Genomic DNA, 26678 nt, shown 5'->3' on the forward strand with positions numbered 1-26678 from the left:
TCCTGTTTTTGTTCTTTAGTTTGATTTCAAGTTGTTAAGGTGGATGACGATTTGAAGTTGCAGAAACTTCTCTTCGAATTGATCGAAAGGGCAGTTTTATTCAATACCGTGTGGGGAGTGGCGGTTACCGTGAGCGCCTTGTTCCTTTCTTTGAAGCAGGTGTGCAATGAGTCTTATTGTTTCGATGGCGGCGTTTGCGTTGGCGGCGTCGATAACTCCAGGGCCGGTGAACATTGTGGCGTTGAGTGCCGGAGCGCGGTTCGGCTTCCGGGCCAGCCAGCGCCATGTGGCCGGGGCGACCTTGGGGTTCGTGCTGTTGTTGGTGTTGATGGGATTGGGTTTGCATGAAGTGCTAAAACTGTGGCCGTTCATGACCCGGGTGGTGCAAGTGGCCGGCGTGGCATTCCTGTTGTTCATGGCCTGGAAACTGGCAACCGATGACGGACGTCTCGATGCGCAAGAGTCGGGGCGGGCACCATCGATGTTGTACGGCGCGGTGATGCAGTGGCTCAATCCGAAAGCCTGGCTGGCCTGCGTGGCGGGGATGGGCGCGTTTGTCGCCGACGGCGAGGCGCGGCTGGTTTGGCAGTTCGCCGCGATTTACCTGGTGATCTGCTATGTGTCGGTCGGTTGCTGGGCGTATGCCGGGACGTTTTTGCGCGGCTACCTGAGCAATCCGGCGGGGATGCGCCTGTTCAATCGGGTCATGGCGTTGTTGCTGGCGGTGAGTGCGGTTTACCTGGTATTGCCTTGAGTCAATCCCGCTGCTGTGGTCAGAGTGCTTCTGTGGCGAGGGAGCTTGCTCCCGCTGGGCTGCGAAGCGGCCCCAAATCCGGGCGACTGCTGCGCAGTCGAGCGGGAGCAAGCTCCCTCGCCACAGAAGTGGGTGTTTCGGCATCAACCGCGATACTGCCCCGGTGTCGCCGCCAGATGCTGTTTGAACGCGCGCTGAAAATGCGCCTGGTCGGCAAACCCGGCTTCCAGCGCCACATCGGCGATCAACTTGCCGTTACGCAGTTGTTCCTGCGCGAACTGGATGCGCCGGTTGATCAGAAACGCATGGGGCGTCATGCCGTAATGCTGCTTGAAGGCGCGGATCAGGTACGACGGCGACAGTTGCGCCGCCTCGCAAATATCCTCGAGCTTGAGCATGTGCGTGCAGTTGTCGCGGATATAGTCGGCGGCCCGCTCCAGCTTGAAATTGGGTTCGCGCAGCGGTTGCTCGGCGGGGTTGAGCCGCTGTTGCACGTCGGTGAAAAACTCCACCGCCACGCTGTGCTTGCGCAGCACGTCTTGCTGCGGGTCAATCAACACCTCATACAAATTCTTCAGACCAGCAAACAGCTCGACGTCGCGATTGTGAGTGATGGAAAACCGGCGAAACGCCGAATCCTGGCTGAAGCCGAGTTGATGTTGCAAATCGGTCAGCCAGGGCGTCTCGACGTATAGCATCAGGTACGACCACGGCTGGTCGTCGATCGGATTGCAGGCATGCACATCGCCGGGATTCATCAGCACCACCGTGCCGGCACTGACCTGAAACTTCGATTGCTCGTGGATATAGATGCTGCGCCCGGCGGTGATCGCCCCGATAGAAAAATGCGCGTGGGAATGCCGGCTGTAGCAGACCTCGCGACCGTCGGCGATGGAGCGGGCTTCGATGAAGGGCAGGGCGTCGTCACGCCAGAAGCGCGGAGCTTTATCTGCATCTTTGGTGACGGAGTGCTTCATCTAGGTATCCTCGGCAGGCCTGGGCCCGAGTGTATTAGCTCTGGCCGGCAAAGGCTCGCTCCAGTTCAGCGATATCGAGCTTTTTCATCTGCAACATCGCTTGCATGGCTCGCTGGGATTTTGCCGTGTCGGGGTCTTGCATCATGTGCATCAGCGCCACCGGCACAATCTGCCACGACACACCGAATTTGTCCTTGAGCCAGCCGCATTGCTGCGCTTGCACAGGGCCACCGGCCGACAGGTTGCCCCAGAAGTGGTCGACTTCCTCCTGGTTCTGGCAGTTGACCTGGAACGACACTGCTTCGTTGAAGGTGAACACCGGTCCGCCATTGAGCCCGGTGAAGGCATGGCCATCGAGCTCGAAACTGACGGTCATCACCGAACCTTCCGGACGGCCATGGATTTCCTGTCCGGCCTTGCCGTAATGGGTGATGGCGGTGATTTTCGAATGATCGAAGATCGAGCAATAAAACTTCGCCGCCGTTTCAGCCTGGTCGTCGAACCACAGGCAGGGGGTGAGTTTGGGAAAGCGTTGCATGGCGGTTGTCCTCGGCAGGTTGAACACGCTGGATTATCAGCGTAGTCAGTCCGCGGTCGACCGGTGGCGCCGTAGATCGACAAGTCCGTAGCAGCTCGGCAGCTGCTACGGGACGGGGTGACCGGTGGTCGACGAACCTGGCTTGCGGAGCAAATTGCGCTTAGCTGTAGGGATAACCAGGACGCGCGTAACCCGCCGACCTTGTAGGAGCGAAGCTTGTGGCGAGGGGGCTTGCCCCCGTTGGACTGCGAAGCTGTCCTAAAACCTGTAATCTCGTTCTGCCAAGCACACCGGTATGCGCTGGATTTGCGACTGCTTCGCAGCCGAACGGGGGCAAGCTCCCTCGCCACGAGGCGCCCCTTCAGAACACCGTGAGTCTGAGGAAACCCGCATGCTGACCCTTAACATCAATGGCAAGGACCAGGAACTGAATGTCCCCGCGGACATGCCGCTGCTCTGGGTACTGCGTGATGTCGCGCACCTGACGGGCACCAAATTCGGTTGCGGCATGGCCCAGTGTGGCGCTTGCACCGTACACGTCGACGGCGCGCCGCTGCGCTCTTGCATCACCCCTGCCACGGCGGTGGCCCACGGGCAGAAAATTCTCACCATCGAAGGCTTGTCCGCCGATGGCTCGCACCCGGTCCAGCGAGCCTGGGCTGAACTCGATGTGGTTCAATGCGGTTATTGCCAGTCGGGGCAGATCATGTCAGCGGCAGCGCTGCTGGCGAAGATCCCCAAGCCCACTGATAGCGATATCGACCAGGCGCTGTCCGGCAATATTTGCCGCTGCGGTACCTATCCAAGAATCCGTGCAGCGGTCAAACGCGCCGCCGAAATCGGTTGATGCCACGTCGAAGGGAGTCTGAGTCATGGACTACATCGATCCTGTTTCGCGTCGCAGTTTTCTGAAGGGCAGCGCAGTGCTGGGTGGCGGTCTGGTGGTGGCGTTTGTCATCCCCGGTGCCAATCGTTTTGCCCTCGGCGCCGAGAATCAAGGAAACGTCTTCGCCCCCAATGCCTTTTTACGCATTGGCAACGACAACAGCATCACCGTGCTGCTCGGCCATTCGGAAATGGGCCAGGGCATCTGGACCGGCCTGACCATGTTGATCGCCGAAGAGCTGGACGCCGACTGGTCGAAAATCCGTGTCGAACATGCGCCGGCCTCGGCGGCCGATTATGGCCTGCCGGGATTCGGCGGGATGCAGATTACCGGCGGTTCGACGTCGACCTGGATGGAGTTCGACCGCTATCGCCAGGCCGGAGCGGCGGCGCGTTTGATGCTGATCGAGGCGGCGGCCAAGCGATTTGACGTGGCGCCCTCGCAGATTCGCACCGATTCGGGTGTGGTCATGGCCGGCGACAAACGCGCCACTTACGGCGAACTGGCAGATGACGCCGGCAAGTTACCGGTGCCGGACCCGGCCACGATCAAGCTCAAAGAGGCAAAAGACTGGAAGATAATCGGCAAACCCACCCAGCGCCTCGACACCCCGGAGAAAATCACCGGGCAAGCCAGGTTCGGCATGGACGTGCAATTCGATGGGCTGATGACGGCGATGGTTGCACGTCCACCGGTGTTCGGTGGCAGCGTCAAATCCTTCGAAGGCGCCGAGGCATTGGCAGTGCCGGGCGTGCACAAAGTGGTGCAGGTGCCCACGGGTGTCGCAGTGATTGCCGATCATTATTGGGCGGCGAAGCTGGGGCGTGATGCACTGAAGGTCGAATGGGACCTGGGGCCGAACGCCGGGCTCGACAGTCAGAAACTACTGGAAAGCTTCCGTAAACTCGCCGCCACCCCTGGCACTTCCGCCAGTCAGGCCGGGGATGCGACGGCGACGCTAGGCAAAGCGGCGAAGATGATTGAAGCAGAATACAGCGTGCCGTACCTGGCCCACGCGCCAATGGAACCACTCAATTGCACAGTGAAAATCTCCAAGGACAAATGCGAAATCTGGACCGGCACTCAGTTTCAGACGCTGGATCAGATGATCGCGGGGAAGATCACCGGGCTCAAACCCGAACAGGTCGAGATCCACACCCAATTCCTAGGCGGTGGCTTCGGGCGTCGGGCCAATCCGACCTCGGATTTTGTCAGCGAAGCCGTGTACGTCGCCAAAGCGGCGGGCGTGCCGGTGAAAACCGTCTGGGCCCGAGAAGATGACATTCGCGGCGGTTATTACCGCTCAGCGTTCCTGCATCAAGCGCGCATCGGCCTGGGTACCGACGGCATGCCAATGGCCTGGAAGCATGTGCTGGTCGGGCAGTCGATTCTGACGGGCACCTCGTTCGCGGCGACCATGGTCAAGGATGGCATCGACAAAACCTCCGTCGAAGGCGTGGCCGACAGTCCTTATCTTGTGGGACTGGCCAACCATCAGGTCGATCTGCACTCACCACAAACCGGCATCAGCGTGCTGTGGCTACGGTCGGTGGGGCACACGCATACGGCCTTCGTCATGGAGTCGTTGATCGATGAACTGGCAGACGCGGCCGGCAAGGACCCTGTGGAATACCGACGCGCCTTGCTCAAGGCGCATCCGCGGCATCTGGGCGTGCTGAATCTGGCGGTGGAGAAAGCCAACTGGAAAGCCCCCTTGCCGGATGGTCACGCATTGGGCGTGGCGGTGCATGAGTCCTTTGGCAGTTACGTCGCCCAGGTGGCGGAGGTGTCGCAGGAGAATCTGGCGATTCGCGTGCACCGGGTGGTGTGTGCGGTGGATTGCGGCATTGCGGTCAATCCGCAGGGTATCGCCGCGCAGATGGAATCGGGCATTACCTTCGGCCTCGGATTTACCTTGCACAGCAAACTGACGTTCAAGAACGGTCAGGTCGAGCAGTCCAATTATCACGACTATCAGGTCTTGCGTCTGAATGAGATGCCGGTGGTCGAAGTGCATATCGTCCCCAGCAGCGACAAACCGGGCGGTATCGGCGAAGTGGGTGTGCCTCCGGTGGCGCCGGCCGTGGCGAACGCGGTGTTTGCCCTGACCGGACAGCGTCTGCGGGAACTGCCGCTGCAACTGTCGGGGGTGTGAGATGAGACGACATGCATTTCTTGGCACGGTGATGCTGATCGGCTTGGGTGGTTATGCCTCGGACCTGTTCGCTGATGATAAAGAGGCGGTAAAGGCGTTCGACACCGTGCAGAAAGTGTTCCAGAGCCCCCGTTGTCAGAACTGCCATATTCCGGGCGATTCACCGTTGCAGTTCGACGCCGGTGTTCCTCACGCAATGAATGTGGTTCGCGGCCTGGACGGCAAGGGCTCGGCCGGTTTGCCATGTGCTACCTGTCATGCCGAAAGCAATCCGCCGGCCAGTTATGGCCCCAACACGCCACCCGGCGCACCGCATTGGAGCCTGCCGCCGGCCGCGCACAAAATGGCCTGGATTGGCCTGCCGGCCGACAAGTTGTGCGCGATGATCAAAGACCGCTCCAGCAATGGCGATCGTGATTTTGCGGCGCTGATCAAGCACGTCAGCGACGACAAGCTAGTGCTTTGGGGTTGGAATCCAGGTGAGGGGCGGGCGCCAGTGCCGGTGCCCCACGATACCTTTGTTACCCAGTTCAAACTCTGGGCCGATGCTGGCGGACCGTGTCCGGTGGCCGGTAGCTGACCAGCGGCGCGTTTATTGGGAGTCATACCGGGGGTGAACGACTCTAACGTTTATACCCCCATCAAAGGAGTGAATGATGTTAACCCCAGGCAAACCGTTCAAAGGCGCTGGCGCAGATGCCTTGCGTGCACCGAACATCCTCGACAGCGCCGCGCAGGATCGCGATGTATTGCGCGATCTGGCGCGAAAGGCCGAGCAAGAACTGACGGGCGTGCAGATGGCGAGCATGGATGAATTGACGCTGCTCTCCAATCGTCATGGCTTCGAGGCTTTGGCTCGGTTAGGGCTGGAGGCCTGCCAGGAGTTGGGCATACCCGCGACGCTATTGTTTTTCGACCTTGATCACTTCAAGCACATCAATCAGCTGTACGGTCGCGCCGAGGGCGACAACGCCCTGAAAACCTTTGCCGATGTGCTGCGCATCGCCTTTCGTGAAAGCGATGTCATCGGCCGGCTGGGCAGCGATGAATTCGCCGCCTTGTTGACCGGCGCCAGCTCGGTGGAGATTGGCGCGGTCAGAGCACGACTCGAAGAAATACTCGATGAACGCAATGCCACGGTGCATCGTGGCTATGACATTCGTTTCAGTGTCGCGCAAATCGAATTCGATCCCGACCATCACAAAACAGTCGATGGCCTGATGCAGGCGCTCGATGAGATTCGTCATCAGCGCCCGGTCGGTTTTTGAGTGTTGCCTTGCAAATCAGCTGCAACCCGGGATGCCGCCCGCAATAACTCGCCATCGCGCCTGAACCGCCCGATCATCTGCAGTCCGATCGGTAATTGCGCGTCAGCGCGAGGCAGCGGGATATTCACCTGCGGCCAGCCGAACGCCCCCCAGAACTTGATGAAGTCCGACGGCCCGGTGCTTTCCAGGCCCACCGGCGCGACCATCCCGCAGGAGGCGCCGAGCATGGCGTCGAAGGGTTGGCAACGCTCGTTCAGTTGCGGCGCGAGGACTGCCAGCCGGTGTTTGGCGGCGGACTCCTGTTCCCAGGTTGTCGCCGCCGCTCGTTCAAACATTGCCAATGTCGAAGGGCTCAATTGTGTGCGGTGTTGTTGAAATTCCTTCATCAGCGAGCGGGCTCCTTCGCAATCGTTGATCAATTGATGATCATCGAACACGCCAGAAAACTCATCCGGCAACTGCACTTCGCTGACGTGATGGCCGATGCTGCGCAACTGATCCAGCGCCTGCTCCAGCGCGTTAGCCACCTCGGGTTCCACCTGATCCCAACGTGAGGTGCGGCACAAACCCAGGTGCAGCGGACGCCGTTCCACGCCAGTGGCCACGAACCCGGGAATCAACACGCTTGCCACGAGCTGCAGGTCGCGCACCGATCGTCCATACCAACCCACGGTGTCGAAGCTGGGTGCCAGCGGCTTTACGCCTTCCAGCGACACCAGCCCCAATGACGGCTTGAAGGCGAAGAGACCGCAGTAGGATGCTGGCTTGAGCAGCGAGCCAGCGGTCTGGGTGCCTAGCGCCAAGGCAAAGAAGCCCGCGGCCATGCCGGCCGCCGAGCCTGCACTGGAGCTGCCCGGCGTGCGGGCGAGATTGTGGGGGTTGCGGGTGGGACCGGTGTGCATGTACGCAAACTCGGTGGTGTGGGTCTTGCCCATGATCAGTGCGCCGGCCTGGCGCAGCAGTGTCACCACATGAGCGTCCCGGGACGGCTGATGGCCGGCGTAGATGGGTGAAAAAAACTGGGTGGGATGGTCGGCGCTGTCGAAGATGTCCTTGATGCCTACCGGCACTCCGGCCAGCACGCCTTGGCCGGGGCATTGTGCGGCGGCGGCACGTACTTGGTGGGCATCGAACGAGACGAAGGCCTGGATGTCCGGCTCCAGCGTTTGAATGCACTCAAGAAAGTGTTCGGCGATGGTGGCAGTGCTCGTCTCGCCACTGGCCACCGCCTCGCTGAGTGCGGTGGCGTCAGGGACTCGGCCGATCATTTGGCGAACAACTGGTCGATGTTCTTGAATGCCTTGAACTCCAGCGCATTACCGCAGGGGTCGAAGAGAAACATCGTGGCCTGTTCGCCAACCAGCCCTTGGAAGCGAATCCCCGGCTCGATCACAAATCGCGTGCCCCGAGACTTCAAGCGCTCGGCCAGGTTTTCCCATTCCTCCATTCCCAACACTACGCCAAAGTGCGGAACTGGTACGTTATGCCCATCCACGGCATTGGTGTGGGCAGCCTCCTGAGAAGCGTTTTTCGGGGCAAGGTGAATGACCAGTTGATGACCGAAAAAATTGAAATCTACCCAATGATCGCTGGAGCGACCTTCTGCCAGTCCGAACACTTCACCATAGAAGCGCCGGGCCGCAGCCAAGTCGTAAACAGGGATAGCCAAATGGAAAGGAGCCAGTTGCATGGGATGTACCTCGATGGGGTGGGTTTTGAGAGCGAGTTTAGCCCTGTGCTTTTTGATTGAAAGACGATAGTTTTTGCAGCGAGATCAAATTATTTCGATCAATTGGGGCGCCATATGCTGCGGGAACTGAAAACCTTCATTGCCGTGACACGTCACGGCACGTTCGCTGCCGCAGGCATGCACATCGGCCTGACCCAGTCAGCGGTCAGCGCGCAGATCCGCAATCTCGAACAGACGTTGGGCATTCGCTTGTTCGATCGCACCGGACGTCAGGCGATTCTCAACGCGGCGGGGCAGCGGGCGTTGCCGATGGCTCGGGACATTCTTGAGACCTTCAGCCGCATGGCCGTCAGTGATAGCGTCGGCGAGTTTCGTGGCGAATTGAAGATCGGCGCGGTGGCCACCGTGCAGACCGGGTTGTTGCCGCGCGCGCTATTGCGACTCCGGCAGCAGGCGCCATTGCTGGAGGCGAAACTGGTGCCGGGCGTATCGCTGAATCTCTTGAGTCAGGTGGACACCGGCGAAGTGGACCTGGCGATCCTGATCAAGCCGCCGTTCGAATTGCCCAAGGAGTTGTCGGCACAGGTGATTTGCAAGGAGCCGTTCGTGCTGGTCGTGCCAGCCAACCTTGAAGGCGATGACCCGCTGCAGTTGCTGGCGGACCATCCTCATGTGCGCTACGACCGCAACTCGTTCGGTGGACGCTTGATCACGCGATTTTTACGCGAGCAGCGGATCGACGTGCAGGTCGCGCTGGAACTGGATGAACTGGAAGCCATCGTGAAAATGGTTGAGTGCGGATTGGGGGTATCGCTGCTGCCCGAGGCGGGGCTGTGGCTTGAGCAAGGGGCGAAGGTGCGGATTATCCGGTTGGGCGAGCTGACGTTCTACCGGGAGATCGTACTGTTGCAGCGTTATAGCCAGCGCACACAACCGATCCAGCAGTTGTTTGCCCGATGTTTGACGAAAATAGACGACTAAACGCTAACCCCTGTGGGAGCGGGCTTGCTCGCGAAGGCGGTGCCCGGCATACAGAAAGTGTCGACTGGCGTACCGCTTTCGCGAGCAAGCCCGCTCCCACATGTTTGACCACATTAAGCCTGGAATTGCAGGCATAAAAAACCCGCCAATCGGCGGGTTTTTTTGGCTAACCGAAGATCACTCTTCGATGTTGCCCATGGCGGTGGTGTTGAAGCCGCCGTCTACGTACATGATTTCACCGCTGATGCCGGACGCCAGGTCCGAGCACAGGAAGGCGCCGGCGTTGCCGACTTCGTCGATGGTGACGTTACGACGCAGCGGGGTTTGCGCTTCGTTGGCGGCCAGCATCTTACGGAAGTTCTTGATGCCGGAAGCGGCGAGGGTGCGGATCGGGCCAGCCGATACGCAGTTCACGCGGGTGCCATCCGGGCCCAGGGAGCCGGCCAGGTAACGCACGCCAGCTTCCAAAGAAGCCTTGGCCATGCCCATTACGTTGTAGTTCGGCATGGTGCGCTCGGCGCCCAGGTACGACAGGGTCAGCAGGCTGCCATTGCGGCCTTTCATCATTTCGCGGCCAGCCTTGGCCAGGGCCACGAAGCTGTAGGCGCTGATGTCGTGAGCGATACGGAAACCTTCACGGGTGGTGGCTTCGGTAAAGTCGCCGTCCAGTTGGTCGCCCGGGGCGAAGCCGACGGAGTGCACGATGCAATCCAGGCCGTCCCACTTCTTGCTCAACTCTTCGAAGACCTTGGCGATTTCTTCATCGCTGGCCACATCGCACGGGAAGCACAGCTCAGGGCTCGAGCCCCAGCCTTGTGCGAATTCTTCGACACGACCCTTGAGTTTGTCGTTCTGATAAGTGAAGGCAAGCTCAGCGCCCTCGCGATGCATGGCGGCAGCGATGCCGGATGCGATGGACAGCTTGCTGGCGACACCGACGATCAGTACGCGCTTACCGGCGAGAAAACCCATGTGTTGCTCCTCTTTTCAGGTTTATTGCGCAGTGGCTGGTGCCAGAAAAGCGGCTTCCAGCAACTGCTGTGTATATGGATGTTGGGGGGCGGCAAAGATACTTTGCGCGTCTCCCTGTTCGACCACTTGGCCATGCTTGACCACCATCAGCTGGTGGCTCAGCGCTTTGACGACAGCCAGGTCATGGCTGATAAACAAATACGTCAGGTTGTACTTGGTTTGCAGTGAACGTAGCAGCTCCACTACTTGGCGTTGCACAGTGCGGTCGAGGGCCGAAGTCGGCTCGTCCAGCAGAATCAACGCCGGTTTTAGCACTAATGCCCGGGCAATGGCGATTCTCTGCCGTTGCCCACCGGAAAATTCATGGGGGTAGCGGTGCCGGGTTTCCGGGTCCAGACCTACCTCCTTGAGTGCCGCAATAATCGCTTGTTCCTGTTCTGCCTCGGTGCCCATCTTGTGGATCCGCAGGCCTTCGCCGACGATCTGGCTCACGCACATCCGTGGGCTCAGGCTGCCGAAAGGGTCCTGAAACACCACCTGCATCTCCCGCCGCAGCGGCCGAACTTCGCTCTGCGTCAGGCAGTCTAGCTGCTTGCCTTCAAAACGGATGGTGCCTTTACTACCGATCAGCCGCAAAATCGCCAGACCGAGGGTCGACTTGCCAGAACCGCTTTCTCCCACAATCCCCAAGGTCTGGCCCTGGGGCAGGCTGAAATTGATGCCATCGACCGCTTTGATATGGTCCACGGTCTTTTTCAGCAAGCCTTTCTTGATCGGGAACCAGACTTTCAGGTCCTCGACTTGCAGTAACGGCGGGCCAATCACATTGCTCGCCGGTTTGCCGCTGGGCTCCGCTGCGAGCAGTTCCCGGGTGTACGGATGCTGCGGTGCGCGGAACAATTCTTCGCACGATGCTTGTTCGACGATGCAACCGCGCTGCATGACACATACCCGATGCGCAATTCTTCGTACAAGGTTCAAATCGTGACTGATCAGTAACAACGCCATGCCCAGGCGGGCCTGCAATTCCTTGAGCAGTTCGAGAATTTTCAGTTGAACGGTCACGTCCAGGGCCGTGGTCGGTTCGTCGGCGATCAGCAATTCCGGCTCATTGGCCAGGGCCATCGCGATCATGACCCGCTGGCGCTGGCCGCCGGACAATTCGTGGGGCAGGGCCTTGAGACGCTTCTGTGGTTCGGGTATGCCAACCATTTCCAGCAGTTCCAGCGTGCGTTTGGTCGCCACTTTACCGGTCAGGCCCTTGTGGATGCCCAGTATCTCGTTGATCTGCTTCTCGATCGAATGCAGCGGATTGAGCGAGGTCATTGGCTCTTGAAAGATCATCGCAATCCGGTTGCCGCGGATGTGGCGGATGGTTTTCTCTTTCAGTTCCAGCAGATTCCGGTCGGAATAGGTGATGGTGCCGGACGGGTGCCGGGCCAGCGGGTAGGGCAGCAGTCGCAGGATCGAGTGGGCGGTCACCGATTTGCCGGAGCCGCTTTCGCCCACCAGCGCCAGGGTTTCGCCGCGCTTGATGTCGAAGCTGACGCCCTCGACCACCCGCTGCACGCGTTCACCGACGACAAATTCGACGGCCAGGTCGCGCACTTCGATCAGATTGTCCTGATTCATTTCACTTCCTCGGGTCGAAGGCATCGCGAGCGGACTCGCCGATGAACACCAGCAGACTCAACATCAACGCCAGCACCGCAAACGCACTCATACCCAGCCACGGCGCTTGCAGATTGGATTTGCCCTGGGCTACCAGTTCACCCAGGGACGGCGCGCCCGGCGGCAGGCCGAAGCCGAGGAAATCCAGGGCGGTGAGCGTGCCGATGGCGCCGGTCAGAATGAACGGCATGAAGGTCATGGTCGAGACCATGGCGTTGGGCAGGATGTGGCGGAACATGATCGCACCATTCTGCATGCCCAGCGCCCGGGCCGCGCGCACGTATTCCAGGTTCCGGCCGCGCAGGAACTCGGCGCGCACCACGTCCACCAGGCTCATCCACGAGAACAGCAGCATGATCCCCAGCAGCCACCAGAAGTTTGGCTGCACGAAACTGGCGAGGATGATCAGCAAATACAGGACTGGCAGCCCGGACCAGATCTCCAGAAAACGCTGCCCGGCCAGGTCGACCCAGCCGCCATAAAAACCCTGCAAGGCTCCGGCGATCACGCCGATGATCGAGCTGAGAATGGTCAGCGTCAAAGCGAACAGCACCGAAATCCGGAAGCCGTAAATCACCCGGGCCAGCACATCGCGGCCCTGATCGTCGGTGCCCAGCAGGTTATCGGCCGAAGGCGGTGCAGGGGCCGGGACTTTCAGGTCGTAGTTGATGCTCTGGTAGCTGTAGGGGATCGGCGCCCACAAGACCCAGGCGTCCTTGGCCTTGAGCAGTTCGCGGATGTACGGGCTTTTGTAGTTGGCTTCCAGCGGGAATTCGCCGCCGAACGCGGTTTCCGGGTAGCGCTTGAGGGCCGGGAAGTACCAGGCGTTGTCGTAGTGCACCACCAGCGGTTTGTCGTTGGCGATCAGTTCGGCACCCAGGCTTGCGCCGAACAGAATCAGGAACAGCCACAACGACCACCAGCCACGCCTGTTGGCCTTGAACAGCTCGAAACGTCGGCGATTGAGAGGGGACAGGTTCATCTCAATGCTCCCGGCTTTCGAAATCGATGCGCGGATCGACAAAGGTGTAAGTGAGGTCGCCGATCAGCTTCACCACCAACCCCAGCAGGGTAAAGATGAACAGCGTACCGAAAACCACCGGGTAATCGCGGTTGATCGCCGCCTCGAAACTCATCAAGCCGAGGCCATCGAGGGAGAAAATCACCTCCACCAGCAACGAGCCGGTGAAGAAGATCCCGATGAACGCCGAAGGGAAACCGGCGATCACCAGCAGCATGGCGTTGCGAAACACATGGCCGTACAACACGCGATGGCGGGTCAGGCCCTTGGCCTTGGCGGTGACCACGTATTGCTTGTTGATTTCATCGAGGAAGCTGTTTTTGGTCAGCAGCGTCATGGTCGCGAAGTTGCCGATCACCAATGCAGTCACCGGCAGCGCCAGGTGCCAGAAGTAATCAAGGATCTTGCCGCCAGTGCTCAGTTCGTCGAAGTTGTTCGAGGTCAGGCCCCGTAGTGGAAACCAGTCGAAATAGCTGCCGCCGGCGAACACCACAATTAACAGGATGGCGAACAGAAATGCCGGGATTGCGTAACCGACGATGATCGCCGAACTGGTCCAGACATCGAAATGGCTGCCGTGTCGCGTCGCCTTGGCGATCCCCAGCGGGATCGACACCAGGTACATGATCAGCGTGCTCCACAGCCCCAGTGAGATCGACACCGGCAGCTTTTCCTTGATCAGGTCGATGACCTTGGCGTCACGGAAGAAACTGTCGCCAAAATCCAGGGTGGCGTAGTTCTTGATCATGATCCACAAACGTTCTGGCGCCGATTTGTCGAAGCCGTACATGTGCTCGATTTCCTTGACCAGTGCCGGGTCCAGGCCCTGTGCACCGCGATAGGCCGAGCCTGCCACCGACACTTCGGCACCGCCGCCGGCAATGCGGCTGGTGGCGCCTTCGAAGCCTTCGAGCTTGGCGATCATCTGTTCCACAGGCCCGCCGGGGGCGGCCTGGATGATCACGAAGTTGATCAGCAAAATGCCGAACAGCGTCGGGATGATCAGCAGCAGTCGCCGAAAAATATACGCCAGCATCTGATTACTCCGTGCCCGCAGGGTCGGCTTGCAATTTGGTTTCGACTTCTATCGGCAATGTCGCGTTGGGCTTGACCCACCAGGTGTTGATGCCGATGTCATATTTGGGCGAAACCTTCGGGTGGCCGATGTGGTTCCAGTACGCCACGCGCCAGGTCTTGATGTGCCAGTTGGGGATCACGTAATAGCCCCATTGGAGCACCCGGTCCAGCGCCCGGGCGTGAGCCACCAGGCTTTGCCGCGAATCGGCATTGATCAGTTGCTCGACCAGTTGGTCCACCACCGGGTCTTTCAACCCCATGGAGTTGCGGCTGCCGGGTTTATCGGCCGCGTCGGTCATCCAGAACTCACGCTGTTCGTTACCCGGCGAGTTGGACTGCGGGAAGCTGCCGACGATCATGTCGAAGTCACGGGAGCGCACGCGATTGATGTATTGCGAGACGTCGACCCGGCGGATCACCATGTCGATGCCCAGGTCGCTGAGGTTGCGCTTGAACGGCAACAGCACCCGCTCGAACTCGGTCTGGGCCAGCAGGAATTCGATAGTCACCGGTTTGCCGGTGGCGTCGACCATTTTGTCGTCGACGATCCGCCAGCCGGCTTCTTGCAGCAGTTGATAGGCTTTGCGCTGCTGGGTGCGGATCATGCCGCTGGCGTCGGTCACCGGGTTCTGGAACGCCTCGCTGAACACTTGCTCGGGAATCTTGCCGCGCAACGGATTCAAGATTTCCAGTTCATTGGCGTCCGGCAGGCCAGTGGCGGCCATTTCCGAGTTTTCAAAGTAACTGCGGGTGCGCGCGTAGGCGCCGTTGAACAGTTGTTTGTTGGTCCATTCGAAGTCCAGCAACAGCGTCAGCGCCTGACGCACGCGCACATCCTGAAACACCGGGCGGCGCAGGTTGAACACAAAGCCTTGCATGCCGGTTGGGTTGCCGTTGAGGATTTCTTCCTTGATCAGCCGACCTTCGGCCACCGCCGGAATGTTGTAGGCCTTGGCCCAGTTTTTCGCGGCCGATTCCAGCCAGAAGTCGAACTGACCGGCCTTGAGCGCTTCCAGCGCGACGGTGTTGTCGCGGTAGTAGTCAGTGGTCATCACGTCGAAATTGTAGAAACCGCGATTGACCGGCAGGTCCTTGCCCCAGTAATCCTTGACCCGTTCATAGCGCACCGAACGGCCGGCCTTCACTTGGCTGACTTTGTAAGGGCCGCTGCCCAGCGGCAGTTCCAGGTTGCCCTTGCTGAAGTCGCGGGTGGCCCACCAATGCTTGGGCAGCACCGGCAATTGGCCGAGGATCAGCGGCAATTCACGGTTGTTTTTGTGCTTGAACTTGAACAGCACTTTGAGCGGGTCTTCGGCGACCACGTCCTCCACGTCACTGTAATAGACGCGGTAGAGCGGGGCGCCGTCCTTGGTCAGGGTCTGGAAGCTGAACACCACGTCTTCGGCACGCACCGGGTGACCGTCGTGGAAACGTGCTTCGGGACGCAGGTAGAAGCGCACCCAGCTGTTGTCCGGGGCTTTTTCGATTTTGCCGGCGATCAGGCCGTATTCGGTAAGCGGCTCATCCAGACCCTGTTTGGCCAGGGTGTCGTAGATCATGCTGATGTCGTCGGCCGGCACGCCTTTGTTGATGAACGGGTTGAGGCTGTCGAAGCCACCGAACCCGGCCTGGCGAAAAATCCCGCCCTTGGGCGCGTCGGGGTTCACGTAATCGAAATGTTTGAAATCGGCCGGGTATTTCGGCGGCTCGTTGTACAGCGTCAAGGCATGTTGCGGGGCGGCAAAGGCCAGCCCGGCGAACAACAGACCGCTGGCCTGCAAGAGCAGGGCGCGTAGGGGTTTCATCGATCTTTCTCCGAAGATTTCAGCCACCACGCGCTCAGGCCCAGGGTGTAGGGCGGCGTGGTGACGAAGGCGAACCGGTTGCGGTAGGCCAGGCGGTGATAATTGAGATACCAGTTGGGAATGATGTAGTGCTGCCACAGCAGCACCCGGTCCAGCGCCTTGCCGGCGGCGACTTGTGCATCACGGGTCTGGGCGGCCAGCAGTTGTTCAAGCAAATGGTCGACCACCGGGTTGGCGATACCTGCGTAATTCTTGCTGCCCTTGACCCCGACCTGGCTGGAGTGGAAGTACTGCCATTGTTCCAGGCCCGGGCTGAGAGTCTGGTTGAGGGTCATCAGGATCATGTCGAAATCGAACTGATCGAGGCGCTGTTTGTACTGGGCGCGATCGACCGTGCGCAGCCGTGCGTCGATGCCGATGCTGGCGAGGTTCTCGACGTAAGGCTGAAGGATGCGTTCCAGGTTCGGGTTGACCAGCAGGATCTCGAAGCGCAACGGTTGGCCAATGGTGTTCTGTAGCCGCTGACCGTTGAGCTTCCAACCGGCCTCGGCGAGCAGCTCCAGGGCCTTGCGCATGGTGTCCCGCGGAATGCCGCGGCCTTCGGTTCGCGGCAGGCTGAACGGTTCGGTGAGCAGCTTGGCGGGCAACTGATCGCGATAGGGCTTGAGCAGCAGCCACTCATGACCGACCGGTAGCCCGGTGGCAGAGAACTCGCTGTTGGGGTAGTAACTCAGGGCTCGCGTGTAGGCGCCGCTGAACAGCGTGCGGTTGGTCCATTCGAAGTCGAACATCAGGCCCAGCGCTTCGCGGACCTTGGCCTCGGCGAAGGTTGGTCGCCGGCTGTTCATGAACAGGCCCTGGCTTTGAGTCGGGATCTGGTGCGGTATCTGCGCCTTGATCACATCGCCTCGGCGCGCGGCCGGGAAGTTGTAGCCGTTGGCCCAGTTCTTCGCCTGGTGTTCGATATAGATGTCGAATTCGCCCGCCTTGAACGCTTCGAAAGCCACGTCGCTGTCACGGTAGAACTCGACTTCCATGCGATCGACGTTGTACTTGCCGCGATTGACCGGCAGGTCTTTGCCCCAATAATCCTTGACCCGCTCGAAGACGATCTGCCGCCCGGGCGTTACCGAGGTGATGCGATACGGTCCGCTGCCCAATGGCGGCTCGAACGTGGTGGCCTTGAAATCGCGACCTTCCCAGTAATGCTGAGGCAGCACTGGCAACTCGCCCAAGCGCAGGATCAGCAGCGGATTGCCGGCGCGCTTGAAGACGAAACGGATGCGCCGTGGGCTGAGAATATCCACCCGCGACACTTCCTGAAGGTTGGTGCGGTATTGCGGGTGACCTTCCTTGAGCAGCAAACGGTAAGAGAACGCCACGTCGTAAGCGGTGATCGGCATGCCATCCTGGAAACGCGCTTCGGGGCGTAGGTTGAACACCACCCAGCTGCGGTCCTCGCTGTATTCCACCGATTGGGCAATCAGGCCATAACTGGAAGTCGGCTCATCGCCGGACGGCGCGTATTGGCCGGTGCCGACCATCAGCGGTTCATTGAGTTCGTTGATGCCGTACTGCAGGAAATTGGCGGTGGAAACCGGGCTCGAGCCTTTGAATGTGTAAGGGTTGAGCGTATCGAAGGTGCCAAACGCCATCACCCGCAATGTACCGCCCTTGGGCGCTTGCGGGTTGACCCAGTCGAAGTGGGTAAATCTGGCCGGGTACTTGAGCGTGCCGAACTGCGCATAACCATGGCTTTCGCTGATCGTCGCGCTTGCGGGGGAGCTCAAGGCCAGGCTGATCAGGAGCAGGAGGAGGGGACGCTTCAAGTCAGAGATCCGATCCAGGCGGCTTGGGCTTTGTGGGCCGTACAGTAACAGCTTGTATCGACAGGAAAAAGACGGGGGGTTAATGCGTTGTTAATTGTGAGGTGATGGTCCGGTGGATTGCAGAACCTGTGGCGAGGGAGCTTGCTCCCGCTCGGCTGCGAAGCAGTCGTAAACCTGACTGCGCGGTGTCAGAAATCATCGGGTTTCAGGTTTTGGGGTTGCTTCGCTACCCAGCGGGAGCAAGCTCCCTCGCCACAAAAAAGCCCCATTGCCCGAAGCCGCTTAATGCGGCGAAGCAACCGTCAGCATCTGCCCCGGTTTCAGCGCCTGGCCCACCCGAGGGTTCCAGCGCTTGAGGTGCTGCATTTCAACATTGAAGCGTTTGGCGACCATATACAGCGAGTCGCCTTGCTTGACCTTGTATTGGGTCTGTTGCGTCTTGTTGGTGACCTTGCCATTCGCCTTGCTGTTCGCCGCGACCACGGTGTTGACGCGCCCGGATTTGCGCTTGGCGGTGTCTTGCATCACCAGGGTCTGACCGACCTTGAGGTTCTTGCCGGTCAGTTTGTTCCAGCGTTGCAAGTCCTTGACGTCGACTTTGTTGGCCTTGGCGATGGTGCCCAGATTGTCGCCACGTTTAACCCGATAGGCGCGCTTGAGGCTGGCGATTTCGCTGTCATCTGCGCCTTCGAATACCGGCTTGAGCGATCGCTGACTGATCAGCTCGTCAGGGCGCATGGTTGACAGGCTGGCGGTCAGCAGTTGCGCCTTGGACGTTGGCACCAGCAGATGCTGGGGGCCGTCGATGGTGGTGCGCTGTTTGAAGGCCGGGTTGAGCTGGAACAGTTCGTCTTCGTCGATATTGGCCACCGCGGCAACCTTGGACAGGTCCATGCGCTGGTTGATTTCGACGACCTGGAAGTACGGTTCGTTGGCGATCGGGTTGAGGTTCACGCCATAGGCGTCGGGCGCCAGGACCACTTGCGACAACGCCAGCAGTTTCGGCACATAGGCTTGGGTTTCCGCTGGCAGAGGCAGGTTCCAGTAGTCGGTCGGCAGGCCGAGTCGTTCGTTGCGTTCGATGGCCCGGCTGACGGTGCCTTCGCCGGCGTTGTAGGCCGCCAGGGCCAGCAACCAGTCACCGTTGAACATGTCGTGCAGGCGGGTCAGGTAATCCATGGCTGCAGTGGTCGAGGCGGTAATATCGCGACGGCCATCGTAGAAGCGGGTCTGACGCAGGTTGAAGTAACGCCCGGTGGAAGGAATGAATTGCCAAAGACCCACCGCGTTGGCCCGGGAATAGGCCATCGGGTTGTAGGCGCTTTCAATCACCGGCAACAGCGCCAGTTCCAGCGGCATGTTGCGTTCTTCAAGGCGTTCGACGATGTAGTGAATGTAGAGGCTGCCGCGTTCGCCGGCGTTTTCGAGGAAGGACGGGTTACTGGCGAACCACAGGCGCTGTTGCTCGATGCGCGGGTTGATACCCAGATTGTCCTGCAACTGGAAGCCCTGGCGCATGCGCTCCCAGACGTCCTGTGGAATTTGTGGTGTTGGTTTTTCACTGAGCCACACAGGTTTCTGCTTGGCTCGAGCGGCGATGTTCGGAGTGTGTGTCGCTTCGGTCTGCGGCACTTGGCTGGAACAGCCCGCCAACGTGGCGGACACAGCCACCGCGATGGCTTGAGCCAAGCGGGTCAATGCGTCTGAATTGATGGCTTTACGAATAGGTGACGACATTGGCTGGAAGTAAGTTCCGGGCAAAAATGTCGGGCGATTCTAGAAAGCGCACCCCCCGCGGTCAACCATTCAGAATTTTTGTACCAACGTGATGGCTACTTAGAACTTATCTTTCCAAGCGCGTAGAGCAGCAAAAACCGCACTCGGAGCCCGGTTTTGGGTTCCGTTCCGTTCGTCCACTTTTTCTTTAACGGATGTTTCGTCAACACGCAAAAACGGATTGGTAAGCTTTTCAAGCGCCAGAGTAGAGGGCAGCGTCATGATTCCGGCTTCACGTTGCGCGGTGACTTTTTCCAGACGTGCGGCGGTGTCCGGATTGCCTGGTTCTACCGCTACGGCAAACTTCAGATTGCTCAAGGTGTATTCGTGAGTGCAGTACACCAGCGTGTCTGCGGGCAGCGCCGCGAGACGGCTCAGCGAGTGATGCATTTGCTCCGGCGTGCCTTCGAACAGGCGTCCGCAACCCGCGGCGAACAGGGTGTCGCCGCAAAACAAATGGCCCTGGTGATAAAAAGCGATGTGCCCAAGCGTATGCCCCGGCACCTGGATAATGTCGAAGTCCCAGCCCAGCACGCTGATGTGGTCGTGGTCCTTGAGCGCCACGTCCCGCGCCGGAATACTTTCGCTGGCCGGGCCATAGACGGTCGCGTCTGTCGCTTTTTTCAGCCGCTCGACGCCACCGACATGGTCATGATGGTGATGAGTGATCAGAATGTCGCTTAATACCCAACCCGGGTGCGCGGCGAGCCAGGCTTGTACTGGCGCGGCATCGCCCGGATCGACCACGGCGCAGCGCTGGGTGCTGTGGTCTTGTAACAACCAGATGTAGTTGTCGGTGAAGGCGGGCAGGGCACTGATCTGTATCATCGTCGGATTCGCCAAGCGGAAAACATTGGCGCATCTTAGAACTTCCTGGCGCGTTGGAGAATGCAATGACCGATAAAGCGTTCGCTCAAGCCGATCCTGAGTGGCTGACATTGATCAGTGCGGCCCGTGAATGGCTGTCCGGGCCCATCGGGCAATTTCTGCTGGACGAAGAACGACGCATGCTCGAAGACGAGTTGGGGCGCTTCTTCGGCGGCTATCTGGTGCATTACGGCCCCTCGGCGCAGACGCCGCCGTCGGCGCCGCAGGTTCAGCGCAATGTGCGGCTCGGCGCGCCGTTGCCGGGCGTGGAGATCGTCTGCGAAGAGCAGGCCTGGCCTTTGAGCGAACACGCCGCCGACGTGGTGGTGTTGCAGCACGGGCTGGATTTCTGCCTGTCGCCCCACGGTTTGCTGCGCGAAGCGGCGAGCAGTGTCCGGCCTGGCGGGCATCTGCTGATTGTCGGGATCAACCCCTGGAGCAGCTGGGGCCTGCGTCATGTGTTCGCTCATGATGCCTTGCGCAAGGCCCGCTGCATTTCGCCATCGCGGGTCGCCGACTGGCTGAACCTGCTGGGCTTCGCGCTGGAGAAACGCCGCTTCGGGTGCTATCGTCCGCCGCTTGCGTCGCCAGCCTGGCAAGCCCGTCTGGCCGGTTGGGAGCGCAAGGCCGGTGACTGGCAGTTGTCGGGAGGTGGCTTCTATTTATTGGTCGCCCGCAAGATTGTGGTAGGCCTGCGGCCGGTGCGTCAGGAACGGCGCGAACCGATGGGCAAACTGATTCCCTTGCCGATGGCCAAGGTCAACCGTCGTCACCTCGAACCGTAATACACATTTTATTTTCCCGGCCGGGTTCGCCCCGGCCTCGGGCATCGTCGGTCACCGATCGGCGAGCCACCGCATTTTCTGGATAGATTGGCATGAGCGATAGCGTAGAACTCTTCACCGATGGCGCCTGCAAGGGCAACCCTGGTCCGGGCGGCTGGGGCGCGTTGCTGGTGTGCAAGGGCGTTGAAAAAGAACTCTGGGGCGGCGAAGCCAACACCACCAACAACCGCATGGAGTTGATGGGCGCGATCCGTGGTCTGGAAGAGCTCAAGCGCTCCTGTGACGTACTGCTGGTGACCGACTCCCAGTACGTGATGAAAGGCATCAATGAATGGATGGCCAACTGGAAGAAGCGCGGCTGGAAAACCGCAGCCAAGGAACCGGTAAAAAACGCCGATCTGTGGAAATTGCTCGACGAGCAGGTCAACCGCCACAACGTCACCTGGAAATGGGTGCGCGGGCACATCGGCCATCACGGCAACGAACGAGCCGACCAACTAGCCAACCGTGGAGTGGATGAAGTGCGTGGGTACAAGCAGGCCTAAAACCGCGCAATTCCCCCGTCATGATCGTTCCCACCCTCTGGGCGGGAATGCCGCCTGGGACCGCGCGCCTCTGTAGGAGCTGCCGAAGGCTGCGATCTTTTGATCTTGATCTTCGGCAATTCCGAAATCGCCAAAAGATCGCAGCCTTCGGCAGCTCCTACAAGGGCCGTGTTCACAACATCAGTGCCGGTTATGTGGCGGCGCTCGCGAGCGTGTTAACATCGCCGCTTTTGCACGATAGACCCGTTGAGAGCTGAGCACTGATGGCCACCAGATCCGTTGTACTCGATACCGAAACCACCGGCATGCCGGTGACCGACGGCCACCGGATTATCGAAATCGGTTGTGTCGAGTTGATCGGTCGGCGCCTGACCGGCCGGCATTTCCACGTTTACCTGCAACCGGATCGCGAGAGTGACGAAGGCGCCATCGGCGTCCACGGCATCACGAACGAATTCCTGGTGGGCAAGCCGCGTTTCAATGAAGTGGCCGATGAGTTCTTCGAGTTCATCAAGGGCGCGCAGTTGATCATTCATAACGCGGCGTTCGACGTTGGCTTCATCAACAACGAATTCGCTCTCATGGGGCATCACGATCGGGCGGACATCACGCAACACTGCTCGATCCTCGACACCCTGATGATGGCCCGGGAACGTCACCCGGGGCAGCGCAACAGCCTCGACGCCTTGTGCAAACGTTATGGCGTCGACAACTCTGGTCGTGAGCTGCACGGCGCCTTGCTCGACTCCGAGATTCTCGCCGACGTTTACCTGACCATGACCGGCGGCCAGACCAGCCTGTCGCTGGCCGGTAACGCGTCCGATGGCAATGGTTCGGGTGAAGGCGCGGACAACTCCGCCACCGAAATCCGTCGTCTGCCGGCCGATCGTCAGCCGATCCGGATCATCCGGGCGAGTGAAGAAGATCTGGCCCAGCACATTGCGCGTCTGGAGGCCATCGCCAAATCCGCCGGCGCTCCGTCGCTGTGGCAGCAATTGGCTGAGGCCAAGGCTCAGGCCTGATTCCCTTCGAGCTGAAGGGCTTTTGTGGCGAGGGAGCTTGCTCCCGCTCGGCTGCGCAGCAGTCGCAAATCCTGCCAATACGGTGTATCTGAGCGAATGCAGGGGGCCGCTTCGCAGCCCAACGGGAGCAAGCTCCCTCGCCACAGGTTAACTTTTTGAACAATGGGTTTGCTGGCCACTTGCTGGTGCGCCCGCCGACCCACTTCAGGGCATCCCCCTCGCCACATGCGCTCCAACCCTCTACCCTGAGGTTATTGGCAGGCTCAGGTCTGCCGCCTCAGGATACCGAGCCCCATGTATAAAGATTTGAAATTCCCGGTCCTGATCGTCCACCGCGACATCAAAACCGACACCGTTGCCGGTGATCGTGTGCGCGGCATCGCCCGGGAACTGGAGCAGGAAGGCTTCAGCATCGTCTCGGCGGTCGATTACAACGAAGGGCGTCTGGTCGCCTCGACCCATCACGGCCTCTCTTGCATGTTGATCGCCGCCGAAGACGCCAGCAGCAATGCTCATCTTCTGCATAACATGGCCGAGCTGATCCGCTTGGCACGGGTTCGGGCGCCGGACCTGCCGATCTTTGCCCTGGGCGAGCAGGTGACCCTGGAAAACGCCCCGGCCGATGCCATGGCGGAACTCAATCAGCTGCGCGGCATTCTTTATTTGTTCGAAGACACCGTGCCCTTCCTTGCCCGTCAGGTTGCCCGCGCGGCGCGCAAATATCTGGACGGTCTGTTGCCGCCGTTTTTCAAGGCCTTGGTGCAGCACACCGCCGACTCCAATTATTCCTGGCACACCCCCGGCCATGGTGGCGGCGTGGCGTATCACAAGAGTCCGGTGGGGCAGGCGTTTCACCAGTTTTTTGGGGAAAACACCCTGCGTTCGGATTTGTCGGTGTCGGTACCGGAACTCGGTTCGCTGCTCGATCACACGGGCCCGCTGGCCGAGGCGGAAGCAAGAGCTGCACGTAATTTCGGCGCCGATCACACCTTTTTCGTGATCAACGGCACTTCGACCGCCAACAAGATCGTCTGGCATTCCATGGTGGCCCGCGATGATCTGGTGCTGGTGGATCGCAACTGCCATAAATCGGTGTTGCATTCGATCATCATGACCGGCGCGATTCCGTTGTACCTGTGCCCCGAGCGCAATGAGCTGGGGATTATCGGCCCGATTCCGTTGAGCGAATTCAGCCGTGAATCGATCCAGGCCAAAATCGACGCCAGCCCGCTGACCAAGGGTCGCGAACCCAAGGTCAAGTTGGCGGTGGTGACCAATTCGACTTACGACGGCCTCTGTTACAACGCCGAATTGATCAAGCAGAGCCTGGGCAACAGCGTCGAGGTCTTGCATTTCGATGAGGCCTGGTACGCCTACGCGGCGTTTCACGAGTTTTTCGCCGGTCGTTACGGCATGGGCACTTCCCGCAGCGAAGACAGCCCGTTGGTGTTCACTACGCACTCCACGCACAAATTGCTGGCGGCGTTCAGTCAGGCATCGATGATTCACGTTCAGGACGGCGGAGCGCGGCAACTCGACCGCGATCGTTTCAATGAAGCGTTCATGATGCACATTTCGACCTCGCCGCAGTACAGCATCATTGCTTCGCTGGACGTGGCCTCGGCGATGATGGAAGGGCCGGCTGGCCGTTCGCTGTTGCAGGAAATGTTCGACGAGGCCCTGAGCTTTCGCCGGGCCCTGGCCAATCTGCGTCAGCACATCGCCGCCGATGACTGGTGGTTTTCCATCTGGCAACCACCCTCGGCCGAAGGTATCGAGCAGGTGGTCACCGAAGACTGGTTGCTGCAACCCGACGCCGATTGGCATGGCTTTGGCGGTGTAACCGATGATTACGTACTGCTCGATCCGATCAAGGTCACGCTGGTGATGCCGGGTTTGACGGCGGGCGGTGCCCTGAGCGCGCGGGGTATTCCGGCGGCGGTGGTCAGCAAATTCCTCTGGGAACGTGGGCTGGTCGTGGAAAAGACCGGGCTGTATTCATTCCTGGTGCTGTTCTCCATGGGCATTACCAAGGGCAAATGGAGCACGCTGCTGACCGAGTTGCTGGAGTTCAAGCGCAGTTACGACGCCAATGTCAGCCTGGCCACCTGCCTGCCGTGCGTGGCGCAACACAATATTGCCCGTTATCAAGGCATGGGTTTGCGCGATCTGTGTGATCAATTGCACGCCTGTTATCGCAGTAATGCCACGGCCAAACACCTCAAACGCATGTATACCGTATTGCCGGAAGTCGCGATGAAGCCGGCGGACGCCTATGATCAATTGGTACGCGGGGAGGTTGAGGCTGTTTCGATCGATGCTCTGGACGGGCGGATCGCAGCGGTAATGCTGGTGCCATACCCGCCGGGGATCCCGTTGATCATGCCCGGCGAGCGTTTCACCGAGTCGACCCGTTCGATCATCGATTACCTGAAGTTTGCCCGTACGTTCGACAGTAGCTTCCCCGGATTTGTCGCTGATGTGCATGGCTTGCAACATGAAGACGAGGGCAATGGACGGCATTACACCGTCGATTGCATCAAGGAATGAGGACCTTTGCGACTATGCAACCTGTCATGAATCCCAAATACCCGGGCCTCTCGGTGCGTGTCGCCGATGAGGGGTTTGCGGCTTATATCTGGGGCAGTGATTTCAGTTTTGAAGTCGCCGCCTATGGTGCCGCGCAAATCGGTAAGCCGGTGGCGCAGTGGCCGGTGACGCCAATCACTCCGTATCGCAAGTGTTACGGCATCGATCCCGAGGAATTCAGCAGTTTTCGCGATGCCGCCGACAGTGAAATTTTCATGGCCTATCTGGATGACGAGCCGGTGGGGCATTTAGTGGTCAGCACCAACTGGAACGGCTTCGCCCATATCGATGAATTGGCGGTGCATGCGCCGGCGCGCCGTCATGGCGTGGCCAAGGCGTTGCTGGACGTGGCGCAGTTCTGGAGTCGCAAGAAAAAACTGCCGGGCATCATGCTGGAAACCCAGAACAACAACCTGGGCGCCTGTCGGCTTTATGAGCGCTGTGGCTATGTGGTGGGCGGGATCGATCACCTGCGCTACCGCGGAATCGATCCGAATACCGCTGAAATGGCGCTGTTCTGGTATCGATTATTCGATAATCCGCTGGAAAACCCGCTCAGCTCGCCAGCATCGCCACGGCTTGTTCCGTGATGATGTCCAGCAGCGTTTGAATGGCCGCGGAGGGCTCGGCGCTCTTCAGGTTCAAGGCATACACGCTGATCGGTACGGCAGGCGCCAGCGGGCAGGCATCGAGCCCGGCCGATTTGGCGCCGAGGGCGGTAAAGGGGTCGACAATCGCCAGGCCTTCACCGGCCTCGACCATGCTGCGCATCATCTGATGAGTCTGTACCCGGGTCTGAATGACCGGGGCAGGGCGCAGCGCATGCAGCTTGTTGTCCAGCGCCGGGCTTAACGGGTCGTGACCTTCCAGGCCGACCATCGACTGACCGGCCAGGTCCTGCAGCGAGATGTACTTCTGTTTCGGTTGCAGCCAGCCATGGGGCGCCAGCAACTGGAGCTTGCCTTGAGCGATGACCTGGCAATGGATATCGGCGTGGTCCGGGTCATGCAGACTCAAGCCCAGGTCGCTTTCACGCAGCAGCAGGCTTCTGACAATCTCGCGGGTCGGCTGGCTCAGGAGGGTGCAAGGGGCGTCGGGCAAGCGTCGGCGCAGGGCCGCGATGCTGTGTGGCAACAGGTGTTGTGCCAGCGGCGGGGTGCAGATGATGCGCAGGGGCGGGGCCAGATACTGCTTGAGGCTGCTGGCCAGTCGCTGGACCGGCTCGAGGGCTTCGTAGACGTGGGCGATCTCGACTTGCAGCTCTCGTGCTTCGCGCGTGGCTTGCAGGCGACCACGCACGCTGGCGAACAGCATGAAACCCAACTGATCCTCGGCATCACGCAGGGTGCGTTCCACCTCGGTCACTGGCAACTGCAGCCATTCGGCGGCGGTGCCCAGGTGACCGGTCTGCAGGAGCGCCTGGATCACTTCGATATGACGTAAACGCATGCGTGAAGTCCATGTTCAGCA

Annotated in this window: 24 protein-coding genes; 11 read left to right on the plus strand and 13 right to left on the minus strand. The window is 59.9% G+C overall.

Going from position 1 to position 26678, the window contains the following annotated elements; genetic code table 11:
- Window positions 1-166: 166 nt before the first annotated feature.
- Entirely contained in the window at window positions 167-754 is a 588-nt protein-coding gene (locus ABH909_RS16060; RefSeq protein WP_429434832.1) for a LysE family translocator, read from the plus strand.
- Window positions 755-897: 143 nt separating this feature from the next.
- Here ABH909_RS16060 and ABH909_RS16065 read toward each other — a convergent pair whose 3' ends face one another.
- Complete coding sequence (locus ABH909_RS16065; RefSeq protein WP_429434835.1) at window positions 898-1731, minus strand: helix-turn-helix domain-containing protein; 834 nt, start codon at window positions 1729-1731, stop codon at window positions 898-900.
- 34 nt (window positions 1732-1765) lie between these two features.
- Complete coding sequence (locus ABH909_RS16070) at window positions 1766-2269, minus strand: VOC family protein (protein WP_429434838.1); 504 nt, start codon at window positions 2267-2269, stop codon at window positions 1766-1768.
- Window positions 2270-2660: 391 nt separating this feature from the next.
- Between ABH909_RS16070 and ABH909_RS16075 the strand changes: the two genes are divergently transcribed.
- The 4 genes from ABH909_RS16075 to ABH909_RS16090 all read left to right on the plus strand — a co-directional run bounded on the left by ABH909_RS16075 (window position 2661) and on the right by ABH909_RS16090 (window position 6578).
- Window positions 2661-3116: a (2Fe-2S)-binding protein gene (locus tag ABH909_RS16075; protein WP_429434840.1), complete on the plus strand. Its 456-nt coding sequence runs from the start codon at window positions 2661-2663 to the stop codon at window positions 3114-3116.
- Between the two features lie 25 nt (window positions 3117-3141).
- A complete protein-coding gene (locus ABH909_RS16080; protein ID WP_429434843.1) occupies window positions 3142-5310 on the plus strand; it encodes a molybdopterin cofactor-binding domain-containing protein in 2169 nt (722 codons plus the stop codon).
- A gap of 1 nt (window position 5311) precedes the next feature.
- Entirely contained in the window at window positions 5312-5890 is a 579-nt protein-coding gene (locus ABH909_RS16085; protein WP_429434845.1) for a hypothetical protein, read from the plus strand.
- 76 nt (window positions 5891-5966) lie between these two features.
- Window positions 5967-6578 carry a GGDEF domain-containing protein gene (locus ABH909_RS16090; protein ID WP_429439942.1) on the plus strand — a complete coding sequence of 204 codons (612 nt, stop codon included), beginning with the start codon at window positions 5967-5969 and terminating at the stop codon, window positions 6576-6578.
- Here the strand turns inward: ABH909_RS16090 and ABH909_RS16095 are convergent.
- The gene (locus ABH909_RS16095; RefSeq protein WP_429434848.1) at window positions 6557-7846 is read right to left on the minus strand and encodes an amidase; all 1290 of its coding nucleotides are present in this window, start codon (window positions 7844-7846) and stop codon (window positions 6557-6559) included. The genes ABH909_RS16090 and ABH909_RS16095 overlap by 22 nt on opposite strands.
- A complete protein-coding gene (locus ABH909_RS16100; protein WP_429434851.1) occupies window positions 7843-8268 on the minus strand; it encodes a VOC family protein in 426 nt (141 codons plus the stop codon). The genes ABH909_RS16095 and ABH909_RS16100 overlap by 4 nt, the downstream gene beginning before the upstream one ends.
- A 114-nt stretch (window positions 8269-8382) precedes the next feature.
- Between ABH909_RS16100 and ABH909_RS16105 the strand changes: the two genes are divergently transcribed.
- Window positions 8383-9249, plus strand: coding sequence for a LysR family transcriptional regulator (locus ABH909_RS16105; RefSeq protein ID WP_429434853.1), 867 nt, complete (start codon window positions 8383-8385; stop codon window positions 9247-9249).
- Window positions 9250-9426: 177 nt separating this feature from the next.
- On the opposite strand, the gene fabI is transcribed toward ABH909_RS16105, so the two are convergent.
- From fabI to gloB, 8 genes are all read right to left on the minus strand, one after another.
- Window positions 9427-10221 carry an enoyl-ACP reductase FabI gene (fabI, locus tag ABH909_RS16110; RefSeq protein ID WP_090282903.1) on the minus strand — a complete coding sequence of 265 codons (795 nt, stop codon included), beginning with the start codon at window positions 10219-10221 and terminating at the stop codon, window positions 9427-9429.
- A 21-nt stretch (window positions 10222-10242) separates the two neighbouring features.
- Complete coding sequence (locus tag ABH909_RS16115; RefSeq protein ID WP_429434857.1) at window positions 10243-11853, minus strand: ABC transporter ATP-binding protein; 1611 nt, start codon at window positions 11851-11853, stop codon at window positions 10243-10245.
- Window position 11854: 1 nt separating this feature from the next.
- Entirely contained in the window at window positions 11855-12874 is a 1020-nt protein-coding gene (locus tag ABH909_RS16120; protein ID WP_429434859.1) for an ABC transporter permease, read from the minus strand.
- Window position 12875: 1 nt separating this feature from the next.
- A complete protein-coding gene (locus ABH909_RS16125) occupies window positions 12876-13949 on the minus strand; it encodes a microcin C ABC transporter permease YejB (protein ID WP_429434861.1) in 1074 nt (357 codons plus the stop codon).
- Between the two features lie 4 nt (window positions 13950-13953).
- Entirely contained in the window at window positions 13954-15795 is a 1842-nt protein-coding gene (locus tag ABH909_RS16130) for an extracellular solute-binding protein (RefSeq protein ID WP_429434863.1), read from the minus strand.
- Complete coding sequence (locus ABH909_RS16135) at window positions 15792-17624, minus strand: extracellular solute-binding protein (protein WP_429434865.1); 1833 nt, start codon at window positions 17622-17624, stop codon at window positions 15792-15794. Before ABH909_RS16135 ends, ABH909_RS16130 begins: the two co-directional genes overlap by 4 nt.
- 282 nt (window positions 17625-17906) lie before the next feature.
- Window positions 17907-19361 carry a transglycosylase SLT domain-containing protein gene (locus tag ABH909_RS16140; RefSeq protein ID WP_429434868.1) on the minus strand — a complete coding sequence of 485 codons (1455 nt, stop codon included), beginning with the start codon at window positions 19359-19361 and terminating at the stop codon, window positions 17907-17909.
- Window positions 19362-19460: 99 nt separating this feature from the next.
- Window positions 19461-20228: a hydroxyacylglutathione hydrolase gene (gene gloB, locus ABH909_RS16145; RefSeq protein WP_429439945.1), complete on the minus strand. Its 768-nt coding sequence runs from the start codon at window positions 20226-20228 to the stop codon at window positions 19461-19463.
- Between the two features lie 65 nt (window positions 20229-20293).
- Between gloB and ABH909_RS16150 the strand changes: the two genes are divergently transcribed.
- From ABH909_RS16150 to ABH909_RS16170, 5 genes are all read left to right on the plus strand, one after another.
- On the plus strand, window positions 20294-21052 hold the full coding sequence (locus ABH909_RS16150; protein WP_008074391.1) for a methyltransferase domain-containing protein: 759 nt from the start codon (window positions 20294-20296) through the stop codon (window positions 21050-21052).
- 92 nt (window positions 21053-21144) lie between these two features.
- On the plus strand, window positions 21145-21597 hold the full coding sequence (gene rnhA, locus ABH909_RS16155) for a ribonuclease HI (RefSeq protein ID WP_003180633.1): 453 nt from the start codon (window positions 21145-21147) through the stop codon (window positions 21595-21597).
- Window positions 21598-21860: 263 nt separating this feature from the next.
- Window positions 21861-22619, plus strand: a complete 759-nt coding sequence (gene dnaQ, locus ABH909_RS16160) for a DNA polymerase III subunit epsilon (RefSeq protein WP_123495104.1) — start codon at window positions 21861-21863, stop codon at window positions 22617-22619.
- 294 nt (window positions 22620-22913) lie between these two features.
- Window positions 22914-25169 carry an Orn/Lys/Arg decarboxylase N-terminal domain-containing protein gene (locus tag ABH909_RS16165; RefSeq protein WP_429434870.1) on the plus strand — a complete coding sequence of 752 codons (2256 nt, stop codon included), beginning with the start codon at window positions 22914-22916 and terminating at the stop codon, window positions 25167-25169.
- Between the two features lie 14 nt (window positions 25170-25183).
- Window positions 25184-25798 carry a GNAT family N-acetyltransferase gene (locus tag ABH909_RS16170; protein ID WP_429427533.1) on the plus strand — a complete coding sequence of 205 codons (615 nt, stop codon included), beginning with the start codon at window positions 25184-25186 and terminating at the stop codon, window positions 25796-25798.
- Here the strand turns inward: ABH909_RS16170 and ABH909_RS16175 are convergent.
- A complete protein-coding gene (locus ABH909_RS16175; RefSeq protein WP_429434873.1) occupies window positions 25764-26657 on the minus strand; it encodes a LysR family transcriptional regulator in 894 nt (297 codons plus the stop codon). The genes ABH909_RS16170 and ABH909_RS16175 overlap by 35 nt on opposite strands.
- Between the last annotated feature and the right edge of the window lie 21 nt (window positions 26658-26678).

It is taken from the genome of Pseudomonas sp. BS3782 TE3695 (assembly GCF_050435305.1).
Lineage (GTDB): Bacteria > Pseudomonadota > Gammaproteobacteria > Pseudomonadales > Pseudomonadaceae > Aquipseudomonas.

What these genes read in the sequence shown, in the direction of transcription:
- ABH909_RS16060 (WP_429434832.1), top strand. Translation starts at nt 167, where the DNA reads ATGAGTCTTATTGTTTCGATGGCGGCGTTTGCGTTGGCGGCGTCGATA.
- ABH909_RS16065 (WP_429434835.1), bottom strand. Translation starts at nt 1,731, where the DNA reads ATGAAGCACTCCGTCACCAAAGATGCAGATAAAGCTCCGCGCTTCTGG.
- ABH909_RS16070 (WP_429434838.1), bottom strand. Translation starts at nt 2,269, where the DNA reads ATGCAACGCTTTCCCAAACTCACCCCCTGCCTGTGGTTCGACGACCAG.
- ABH909_RS16075 (WP_429434840.1), top strand. Translation starts at nt 2,661, where the DNA reads ATGCTGACCCTTAACATCAATGGCAAGGACCAGGAACTGAATGTCCCC.
- ABH909_RS16080 (WP_429434843.1), top strand. Translation starts at nt 3,142, where the DNA reads ATGGACTACATCGATCCTGTTTCGCGTCGCAGTTTTCTGAAGGGCAGC.
- ABH909_RS16085 (WP_429434845.1), top strand. Translation starts at nt 5,312, where the DNA reads ATGAGACGACATGCATTTCTTGGCACGGTGATGCTGATCGGCTTGGGT.
- ABH909_RS16090 (WP_429439942.1), top strand. Translation starts at nt 5,967, where the DNA reads ATGTTAACCCCAGGCAAACCGTTCAAAGGCGCTGGCGCAGATGCCTTG.
- ABH909_RS16095 (WP_429434848.1), bottom strand. Translation starts at nt 7,846, where the DNA reads ATGATCGGCCGAGTCCCTGACGCCACCGCACTCAGCGAGGCGGTGGCC.
- ABH909_RS16100 (WP_429434851.1), bottom strand. Translation starts at nt 8,268, where the DNA reads ATGCAACTGGCTCCTTTCCATTTGGCTATCCCTGTTTACGACTTGGCT.
- ABH909_RS16105 (WP_429434853.1), top strand. Translation starts at nt 8,383, where the DNA reads ATGCTGCGGGAACTGAAAACCTTCATTGCCGTGACACGTCACGGCACG.
- fabI (WP_090282903.1), bottom strand. Translation starts at nt 10,221, where the DNA reads ATGGGTTTTCTCGCCGGTAAGCGCGTACTGATCGTCGGTGTCGCCAGC.
- ABH909_RS16115 (WP_429434857.1), bottom strand. Translation starts at nt 11,853, where the DNA reads ATGAATCAGGACAATCTGATCGAAGTGCGCGACCTGGCCGTCGAATTT.
- ABH909_RS16120 (WP_429434859.1), bottom strand. Translation starts at nt 12,874, where the DNA reads ATGAACCTGTCCCCTCTCAATCGCCGACGTTTCGAGCTGTTCAAGGCC.
- ABH909_RS16125 (WP_429434861.1), bottom strand. Translation starts at nt 13,949, where the DNA reads ATGCTGGCGTATATTTTTCGGCGACTGCTGCTGATCATCCCGACGCTG.
- ABH909_RS16130 (WP_429434863.1), bottom strand. Translation starts at nt 15,795, where the DNA reads ATGAAACCCCTACGCGCCCTGCTCTTGCAGGCCAGCGGTCTGTTGTTC.
- ABH909_RS16140 (WP_429434868.1), bottom strand. Translation starts at nt 19,361, where the DNA reads ATGTCGTCACCTATTCGTAAAGCCATCAATTCAGACGCATTGACCCGC.
- gloB (WP_429439945.1), bottom strand. Translation starts at nt 20,228, where the DNA reads ATGATACAGATCAGTGCCCTGCCCGCCTTCACCGACAACTACATCTGG.
- ABH909_RS16150 (WP_008074391.1), top strand. Translation starts at nt 20,294, where the DNA reads ATGACCGATAAAGCGTTCGCTCAAGCCGATCCTGAGTGGCTGACATTG.
- rnhA (WP_003180633.1), top strand. Translation starts at nt 21,145, where the DNA reads ATGAGCGATAGCGTAGAACTCTTCACCGATGGCGCCTGCAAGGGCAAC.
- dnaQ (WP_123495104.1), top strand. Translation starts at nt 21,861, where the DNA reads ATGGCCACCAGATCCGTTGTACTCGATACCGAAACCACCGGCATGCCG.
- ABH909_RS16165 (WP_429434870.1), top strand. Translation starts at nt 22,914, where the DNA reads ATGTATAAAGATTTGAAATTCCCGGTCCTGATCGTCCACCGCGACATC.
- ABH909_RS16170 (WP_429427533.1), top strand. Translation starts at nt 25,184, where the DNA reads ATGCAACCTGTCATGAATCCCAAATACCCGGGCCTCTCGGTGCGTGTC.
- ABH909_RS16175 (WP_429434873.1), bottom strand. Translation starts at nt 26,657, where the DNA reads ATGCGTTTACGTCATATCGAAGTGATCCAGGCGCTCCTGCAGACCGGT.